Annotated in this window: 9 protein-coding genes; 5 read left to right on the forward strand and 4 right to left on the reverse strand. The window is 61.4% G+C overall.

Features of this window, described 5'->3' with window-relative positions; translation table 11 throughout:
- Window positions 1-43 precede the first annotated feature (43 nt).
- Together hemG and hemE are read right to left on the reverse strand one after the other, a co-directional pair.
- Window positions 44-1,576 carry a protoporphyrinogen oxidase gene (hemG, locus tag JMA46_RS03505; protein ID WP_207343902.1) on the reverse strand — a complete coding sequence of 511 codons (1,533 nt, stop codon included), beginning with the start codon at window positions 1,574-1,576 and terminating at the stop codon, window positions 44-46.
- Between the two features lie 41 nt (window positions 1,577-1,617).
- A complete protein-coding gene (gene hemE, locus JMA46_RS03510) occupies window positions 1,618-2,673 on the reverse strand; it encodes a uroporphyrinogen decarboxylase (RefSeq protein ID WP_207343903.1) in 1,056 nt (351 codons plus the stop codon).
- Between the two features lie 140 nt (window positions 2,674-2,813).
- Between hemE and JMA46_RS03515 the strand changes: the two genes are divergently transcribed.
- Complete coding sequence (locus JMA46_RS03515) at window positions 2,814-4,154, forward strand: glutamyl-tRNA reductase (protein WP_210768514.1); 1,341 nt, start codon at window positions 2,814-2,816, stop codon at window positions 4,152-4,154.
- On the opposite strand, the gene JMA46_RS03520 is transcribed toward JMA46_RS03515, so the two are convergent.
- Window positions 4,151-5,137, reverse strand: coding sequence for an SDR family NAD(P)-dependent oxidoreductase (locus JMA46_RS03520; RefSeq protein WP_247647005.1), 987 nt, complete (start codon window positions 5,135-5,137; stop codon window positions 4,151-4,153). The genes JMA46_RS03515 and JMA46_RS03520 overlap by 4 nt on opposite strands.
- 15 nt (window positions 5,138-5,152) lie before the next feature.
- Here JMA46_RS03520 and JMA46_RS03525 point away from each other — a divergent pair, with 15 nt between their 5' ends.
- Window positions 5,153-5,920: a hypothetical protein gene (locus JMA46_RS03525; RefSeq protein WP_207343923.1), complete on the forward strand. Its 768-nt coding sequence runs from the start codon at window positions 5,153-5,155 to the stop codon at window positions 5,918-5,920.
- Window positions 5,921-5,940: 20 nt separating this feature from the next.
- On the opposite strand, the gene moeB is transcribed toward JMA46_RS03525, so the two are convergent.
- Window positions 5,941-7,122 (reverse strand): molybdopterin-synthase adenylyltransferase MoeB, encoded by a 1,182-nt coding sequence (gene moeB / locus JMA46_RS03530; RefSeq protein WP_207343905.1) that lies wholly within the window; start codon window positions 7,120-7,122, stop codon window positions 5,941-5,943.
- A gap of 107 nt (window positions 7,123-7,229) precedes the next feature.
- On the opposite strand from moeB, the gene JMA46_RS03535 reads away from it, so the two are divergent.
- From JMA46_RS03535 to JMA46_RS03545, 3 genes are all read left to right on the forward strand, one after another.
- Window positions 7,230-7,868: a TetR/AcrR family transcriptional regulator gene (locus tag JMA46_RS03535; protein WP_247647006.1), complete on the forward strand. Its 639-nt coding sequence runs from the start codon at window positions 7,230-7,232 to the stop codon at window positions 7,866-7,868.
- A 62-nt stretch (window positions 7,869-7,930) separates the two neighbouring features.
- Complete coding sequence (locus JMA46_RS03540; RefSeq protein ID WP_207343907.1) at window positions 7,931-8,155, forward strand: DUF3107 domain-containing protein; 225 nt, start codon at window positions 7,931-7,933, stop codon at window positions 8,153-8,155.
- A 42-nt stretch (window positions 8,156-8,197) separates the two neighbouring features.
- Complete coding sequence (locus JMA46_RS03545; protein WP_207343908.1) at window positions 8,198-8,503, forward strand: hypothetical protein; 306 nt, start codon at window positions 8,198-8,200, stop codon at window positions 8,501-8,503.
- Window positions 8,504-8,693 lie beyond the last annotated feature (190 nt).

An 8,693-nucleotide genomic window follows, 5' to 3' on the forward strand; every position in this document is an offset into this window, starting at 1 on the left:
GCTAAAACCGGCCTTCTCTACATGACGTAGAAAGTGTGCAAGGTCACAGTCTCTTGGAGGCGTCCACCACGGCACGGATCTGCCGCCGGGTGCCGGAGACCACCGCCGCCAATCCGTTGCCTGTCATCCACGCCCCCGTCAATACCAGGCCGGGGACGTCATTGGCCAGCGAATGGACGTGCGCGATCTTTTCGTGATGCCCCACTGCGGCAAACGGGAGCGCACCCTGCCACCGGACCACGTCCGCACCCAACAGGTCGGCCTCGCTCACTTCCACGCCGAGCATGGTGGTGGCATCTGCCAGCGCCGTGGCGATCAAGTCGCTTTCCGTGGGCGTGTTCGCAGTCAGCCGCACCGCATCGGCCGGCTTGGTCCCGGCACGGCCGTAGGACAAGCGCACCACGTGGGTTCCGGGCCCGGTGGAATCCGCCAACCAGTGCCATTTCGCGGTGGAATGTGTGAGCGCCTTGGCCGTGATGGTCTCCACGGACGGGGCCACCAGGACTCCTGTGCCGCGCGGGGCCGAATCCAGTTCGGGCACATCCACCACCAGCGTCACCAGACGAATATCAGGTCCCGGGGCCGGAGTGAAGGGCAGCAGTTCGGGCATCTCCGGAGCCAGCAACTTAACGGCCATGGGCCCGTCGGTGGCCATCACCAACAGCTTGGCGGCCAGATATCCGTGCGTCGTGCCGTGCTCCCATTCAACAATCCACGGTGAGGGCTCGCCGCCGTCGTACGTCGGTGTGGGGGCGTCGTCAATATCACCGCGGTAGATGGCCTTCACCTTGTGCCCGAGGTGCATCGAAACACCGGCCTCCTGCAGCTTCTCCACGAGGGCGTCCACCAGCGTGTGCATGCCCCCGACCAGCCCTCCCACTGCCGCCCCGGGCTTGCTGCCGAGGCCCCTGTCCCGCTGGGCAGCCACGGCCGCAGCCAGCGAACCGTGGTCGCGAATGCCGGCGCGCAACCCCGGCGCCACCACGTCTACGTCCAGCAGTTCCGCACTGGCTGAATGCACTCCTGCCACCACGGGGGCAACAAGCCGTTCAAGAACCCGCTTGCCCATTCGCGCACGCACCAGGTCAGCCACACTCATGGTGGCTTCGGTGGTGCCGATGTTGACCGGCATTTTGGCGTCAAGGGCGGCACGCAACACTCCCGAGGCGCCCAACGCCTGACGTACTTCCGGCGCGCCAAGGTCCGAGGGAATGCCCAGTACGCCTGTGCGCGGCAGGGGAACGGGTCCGTCGGGCAGCCATACCCAGGCCCCTGCTGGATTGGGTTCCACAACCTTGTCCCCCAACCCCAACTCTGCAGCAAGTTCGGACACCGCCGTGTTGCGTGTGGCAAACGATTCCGCACCCGAGTCAAGGACCACCCCGGCCACTTCGTGCCGGCCTACGCATCCACCCCAGGAGGCGGAGGCGTCGTAAATAGTGACCTTGAAGCCCGCTTCCTGCAAGTCCCAGGCCGCCAGCAGCCCCGAAATGCCACCTCCCACCACAACCGTTTGGTAGGGGGCCGGGTGGCTCAGTGGTGTGAAGGCCTTGGCGGCCTTTCTGCGGTTTTCCATGGTGTCCTCTTTGTGGCAGGTGCAGGTGTCGCTGATGCAGGCTAGATGGAGTGGATCAGGTCCACAAGGCGGGTCAGGACGGCCGGGTCTGTTCCAGGCGGCACGCCATGACCCAAGTTCACCACATGAGAGGGCGCAGTGGAACCGGCCCGAACAACTTCGCGGGCGTGTTGCTCCAAGACCTCCCAAGGAGCGCTGAGCAGTGCCGGATCAATATTCCCCTGCAACGGCACGGTGCCGCCGAGCCGGCGGTTGGCTTCATCCAGCGGGAGTCGGTAGTCAACGCCCATCACATCCACGCCCACATCATGCATGGCACCGAGGAGTTCACTGGTTCCGGTGCCAAAATGGATCAGTGGCACGCCCAGGTTGCGGACGTGGTCCAAGGCCCTGGACGACGCCGGCGCCACATGATTTGTGTAGTCGGCGAGTCCCAGCGACCCTGCCCAGGAATCGAAAAGCTGCGCGGCGCTGGCTCCGGCCTCAATTTGGGCTCGCAGGAATTTTCCTGAGGCGTCCGCAGCCCAGTTCATCAGCTCTGCCCAGAGCTCCGGCTGGGCATGCATCATGGTGCGGGGGCCAAGGTGGTCGCGCGAGGGACGCCCTTCCACCATGTAGGCGGCCACGGTGAAGGGAGCACCTGCAAAACCGATGAGCGGGGTGCTGCCCAGCTCGGCCACCGTCAGGGCCACTGCCTCGCGGATTGGGTCAAGGGCTTCGTCCGTGAGCTCCGGCAGGGCTGCGATGTCTTTGGCGGTGCGGATGGGTGCATCCAACACCGGGCCCACGCCCGGGACAATGTCCACGCCAACGCCGGCGAGTTTCAGCGGGATGACGATGTCTGAGAAGAAGATCGCCGCGTCCACGTCGTGTCGCCGGACGGGCTGGAGCGTAATTTCCGCGGCCATGGCCGGCAAAAGGCAGGATTCAAGCATGGTGGTGCCTTCACGCAGCTTGCGGTACTCCGGCAGTGAGCGCCCTGCTTGGCGCATGAACCAGATGGGGCGGCGGCTTGGCGTACCTCCCCTGTAGGCCGTAATCAAAGGGGAGCTGGCGGTGCGGCCATCCATCAGGGGGTGGCTGGAGTTCAGTGTCATGGCACCACCCTACAGAGCCAACTCAAACTGTTTTGTGGACAAACTGTCACCGCAAAGAGAGGACATGTTGACGGCCGCTTGTAAGCAGCATCACAAAATCTTAGTGACGCTTTGTTCCATCATGTCCATAAACCATCAGCTTGGGGGGCTACGATATTGGCATTGTGGTTCTATTCTCCCTCGTTGCTTCGCACAGCAGCATTGATCTGGAAACCGTTGCCCGCCTTAGCGCCGGGGCCGCGGCAGTCAGTGCTGAGATCATCCCACCGGAAAATGCAGTCACCGGGCTCATCACTTTGGCCACCTGCAACCGCTACGAACTGTACGTGCACGCCCGCAGCAGCGAGGACCTTGAGTCTGCCCGCAGCTCGCTGATCGAATCGATTAGCAGACATTCCGGACTTGCCGAACGGTACGTTGCAGCAGCGCTGTCCACCTTGGAGTCCGACGCCGTACCGCGGCACCTCTTCGCGGTGAGCACGGGACTGGAATCTGCCGTGGTGGGTGAGCGCGAGATTGCCGGGCAGGTGCGCCGCGCGCTGAGCATCGCCCAGGAACAAGGCGCCACTACGCCCTCCCTCGTCAGACTATTTCAGGCCGCTGCCAAGACTGCCAAGGACGTGGGCTCCCAAACGGCACTCGGACGCCGCGGCATGTCAATCGTCTCCGTTGCGTTGGATTTAGCCGCAGAACTACAGGACCGTCCACTGGGCTCACTTGCTGGCAAGTCCGCTGTTCTCTTTGGCACCGGCGCCTACGCGGGGGCAGCCATGGCACAGCTCGTGCAACGCGGCTGTACCGACATTTCCATCTACTCCCCCTCCGGCCGAGCTGAAACCTTCACCGCTTCCCGCGGAGGCACGGCCCTGAACGAGGAATCGTTGCCGCAGGCCTTGTCCAAAGCATCACTGCTCCTAGGCTGCAGCGGTTCCGACCATCAAGTGACGCGAACGGATTTGGCGCAACTGCGCCACAACGATTCGCAGCAACTCACTGTCATCGACCTCGCTCTGAACCACGACTTTGCCGCTGACATCGATAGCCTGCCCGGAGTGGACCTGATGACCTTGGAAACGGTCCGCCAAGCAGCCCCAGCGGAAGAGGAATCCACTCTGGCACAGGCTTCGTCACTCGTCTCCGCAGCAACGAGGGACTTTGAGCGGGCCCAAAATTCCCGCTCCTTGGACCACGCAATTGTTGCGCTGCGCAGGCACACCATGGGTGTCCTTGACGATGAAATCGCGAAGGTCCGCAAACAGCACGGCTGCACTGCAGCCACCGCTGAAGTGGAATTCGCCATGCGTCGCATGGTCAAGCAACTACTTCACGTGCCGACGGTTAGAGCGAAGGAGCTCGCGGCCGCCGGGGATCCGGACAGTTACTTGGCGGCCCTTGACGCCCTGTACGGGCTGAAGATCGACCCTGCTGTCATCGGCTCCACCCTGACTCAAAGCCTTGATCCGAACGAAGCCGCAGGTTAATCGAACGCGTTGACGCCCGTCAGCTCAGCCGACAGCATCCAGAGCCTCCAGGCACTTTCCGGATCCACCGCGTGCGCGTCCACACCGGCAAATCGGGCAAACTCCGACTCCTGTTCGGTGGGACTGGCAATGTCGCAGTCCTCGCAGTACACGCCTCCCTTGCCATCAAGCAGCGGCGAAGTTGCAGCCCACACCGATGTTGCTGCCCCTTCTCCGGCAGATTTAAACCCATCTTTGAGCTTCCCGGTGTCATCCATCCACCCTGCCGCCACCATTTCCTCGTTTGTGAGGTGGCGCTGGAGCCCGGTCATGATGCCTCCGGGGTTCACGGCGAAGGCCCGCACCCCGTAGTCCGTGCCCTGCGCATCCAGTTCCACAGCGAACAGGCTGTTGGCAGTTTTCGCCTGCCCATAGGCCTGCCACTTGTCATAGCCGTGCATGAATTGGGGATCGTCAAAATGGATGCCGGAGATTTTGTGCCCCGTGGAGGACAAAGCCACCACGCGTGCCCCGCCGTCGGCCAGCACCGGCCACAACTCGTTCACCAGGGTGAAGTGCCCCAGATGGTTGGTGGCAAACTGCGCTTCCCAGCCCGGACCCACCCTCGTTTCCGGGCATGCCATGATGGCGGCATTGTTGATCAGAATATCCAGACGGTTTCCGGAGGCCACATACTCGCGGGCAAACTCCTTGACGCTGGCCTGCACACCCAGGTCCATGTCGAACACTTCGACCCCGCCAAGGTCTGCTGCCGCCAGCACCCCGCGGGCATGATCGGGACGGCGTGCCGGAACAAAAACCCGCACCCCGACGCCGTCCAGCGCACGGACCGTCTCCAATCCCAACCCTGAGTAGCCGCCGGTCACAATGGCAACACATCCGGAGAGATTCATTCCCTCCACAACGGCTGCGGCAGCGGTGTAGTGCCCAAATCCCGAAGCAAGTGGCTGCTGCGGTGTTGGTTGATGCCCGGCGTGATTCAAGGTGCGCCTCTTTAAGTGAGTGCCGGCCCCAGAATTACGAGGAAGGCCTACCAAAAAACTTACTCCTATGCGGCGGGTTTGTCGCTGGGCAGCGCGCATCGATATGAATGGCAAAATCCCTGGGACAGCGCCATTGTCTGGCACGCTGAATCGAGTTTCCGTGGGACCGCTCTACCGTTGTTGGACTCCGGGAGCGTTCCTGCCACGGAGTTCGGCAATGCGGAGCCGCAGAAAAACAATAGCCAGAATCAAAACCCAGATGACAAGTACAGCCAACATGTTAATCACGCTTCCTCCAGGATTCTCCGGGCTGTAGCATCGAGTGAAAGTCGCGATCCGGGGAAAATAATGAAACGTGTGTCCGTGCCGCTTTTCGCCGCAGCAGGTATTGCAGTTCTCCTCTTGACGGGCTGTTCCGATCAGGCAGGGCTCAAGGCCCTGGAGCGCACCGCCACACCCGAAGACACATTGCCTGCAACGGTGAATCTGTCGACGGAAATGAACAGGGACAGTTCACGGCTGCTTGCGACCCAGGACGGGGTGCAATTCTTCGGCATCCAAAGCGGCGATGCCAGCACCACCTGCGTGGCCGTTGTTCCGCCAGGTGAGGATCCCGCTTGGCAGGTAGGTTGTGGAGATACCAGAGGCAGTGGCGAAATCACTAAAATATCGTCGGTGAACACGCAGCTTTCCACGATCCTTCTGGGCGACGACTTCGACACCGGAAAACTGGAACCGGGCTGGACCAAGATCGCAGACAATATTCTCATCTCCGCTCGATAGCAGCCCGCCACGACCTTGTTTCAGCCGTTGGCAGCCCACGCATCCATACCACCGTCAAGATGCACGACGTCGGTGAAACCGGCCGTGCGCAAGCTCACCAGTGCCTGGGCCGAGCGAGTACCGGCCTTGCAGTGCAACACCACCGGAACGCCGCGCGGCACTTGCCCCAGCGCCGTTCCGTCCTTGATGCCTGCCAGCGGAATCAGCACCGACCCGGGTATCCGGGCGATCTCAAACTCCACCGGCTCCCGCACGTCTATCAAAACAAAGTCATCGCTGCCCTGCTCTCGCCCGGCCAAGCGTTCGGCGAGCTGCCCGGCGGAGATGAGGTCGGCGTAGTCGTCATGGTGCGCAACAATGCCGCAGAAGACCTCGTAGTCCACAAGCTCGGTGATGGGTGCCGCCTCCGGGTCCTTGGCGATCCGAATTTCACGCCACCGCGAAGTCAACGCATCAAACACGAGAAGGCGCCCAAGAAGACTCTGACCAATGCCCGTGATGAGCTTGACGGCTTCTGTGACCATCATGGCCCCGATGGAGGCGCACAGCATGCCGAACACGCCGCCCTCCGCACACGAGGGCACAGTGCCGGGGGCCGGCGGCTCGGGGTACAAATCACGGTAGTTGGGGCCGAACTTGTCCCAAAACACGCTGACTTGGCCGTCAAAGCGCAGGATGGATCCCCACACGTAGGGCTTGCCCAGCAGCGCAGCCGCATCATTGACGAGGTAGCGGGTGGCAAAGTTGTCCGCACCGTCCAGGATGATGTCATAGTCGGCAAAGAGGTCCAGGGCGTTGGAGGAATCCAGGCGCACGTGGTGCAACACCACGTTCACGCCCGGGTTGATGTCAAGAATGGAGTCCCTGGCCGATTCGAGCTTGGTGCGGCCAATGTCCGCCACCCTGTGGATGACTTGGCGCTGCAGGTTACTCAACTCCACGACGTCGTCGTCGATGATGCCCAGCGTTCCGACGCCTGCCGCGGCCAAATACAACAATGCCGGGGAACCGAGCCCGCCAGCGCCGATCACCAACACGCGGGCGTTGCGCAGCCGCCGTTGCCCTTCCAACCCAATTTCCGGAATCAGGGCATGGCGTGAATACCGTTCCAGTTCCTCGGCAGTCAACGGAGGTCCGGGCTCCACCAGAGCTGGCAGACGGGTGGCAGTCGTGGAGGTCAAGGACTGAATGAGGGAAACCATGCTTCTTAATCTAGTCCTGCTTGCAGCCTGTGGCGCATTGCCCGCGAGTAGACTGACACAAAACAGCCCAGCAGCACCTGGGGGCAATGGAAAGAAAGGCTGCTGTCATGAGTTTGGAACCGTCTGCCAAGGAACGCGCCGTCACCAAAAGCGCGCCCACCCGGCTGCCCCGCGATGAACGCCGCGCACAACTGCTGTCCGCAGCTTTGGAAGTTTTCGTCAACCATGGGTACCACGGTGCAGCCATGGATGAAATTGCCGAGACCGCCAAGGTCAGCAAGCCCGTGCTATACCAGCACTTCCCCGGTAAACGGGAACTGTATTTGGCGCTGTTGGACAGCCATCTTGAGTCGTTGACGTCCATGCTCGTGGACGCGTTGAGCTCAACTACGGACAACAAGTTGCGCGTCCAGGCCACCATGAAGGCGTATTACACGTTCATGGCCAACGACGATCAGGCCCACAGGCTGGTTTTCGAATCCGACCTCGTCAACGACCCTGATGTGGCCGCCCGGCTGGAAAAGTTCAATGCGAACTATGCCGATGCGATTGGCCAGGTCATTGCTGAGGACACCAAGCTCTCCGCCGTTGAGGCAACCCTGCTGGGACGCGCACTGGCGGGCATGGCCCAAGTCAGCGCCCGCTATTGGCTTGAGACCAAGGACAATATTGACATCGATGTGGCCAGCGATCTGGTTTATCGTTTAGCTTGGCGCGGAATTAGCCGCTTCCCCAAAGAATCCTGAGCCGCTGCCCCTACAGTGGTTTGTACATACCTTTATCGCAAGTTTGCACCAAGGAGACAACAGTGGAAATTAAGATCGGCGTCCAAAACGTCAGCCGTGAAATCGTTCTTGAATCCGAGCAGAGCGCTGATGACGTTGCGGCCTTGGTGACTGAAGCATTGGACAAGGGCACCGCGCTTCGTCTCAAAGACGAGAAGGGCCGTCTGTTGATTGTTCCCGGAAATGCCCTGGGGTACGTTGAATTGGGTGGCGAGAAGGCCCGCAGCGTCGGATTCGGCGCCCTCTAAGAGCCCCCACCCTTTAGCTGGATAAAAGAGAGACGAATCTTCATGGTCGCGTTGGTTATCATTGCCCTTTGTTCCGGCGCCCTGGGTGCCATTGCCTGGGCAGTGGACAAGTACCGCAGTACATTCGGCGCAGTGCTTCCAGCCGGTGCGGCCGTGGTGGCATCCTTGCTTGTCTGGATCATCACCATGGCCGTGGGACTGGGCAATGACAGCTCCACCGCCTGGATCCCGTGGATTTTCTCCATCGTGGTGGGTGGCGCAGCAGCGTGGGCCACAGCAGGCTTTGTGGGCCGCGCCCGCCACACCCAGCTGGTGCAGCAGGCCAACGCGATCTTGCACATGCAGTAGTCCAACCGTATAAACGCACCTTCGCCGCATATTCGTGCTTCGGTACATGCCGATAAGCGGCGAACCCTCTACGTCAGGCTGGTTGTGAGTCATTCGTGTCTTTTGATTAAAGGAGCCAGCCATGTCATCAATTACGAAGGGTTATACAAGGGATGAGATTCGTGGGTTGGTCCATGAATATTATTTGCAG

Source organism: Arthrobacter sp. E3 (assembly GCF_017353415.1).
Lineage (GTDB): Bacteria > Actinomycetota > Actinomycetes > Actinomycetales > Micrococcaceae > Specibacter.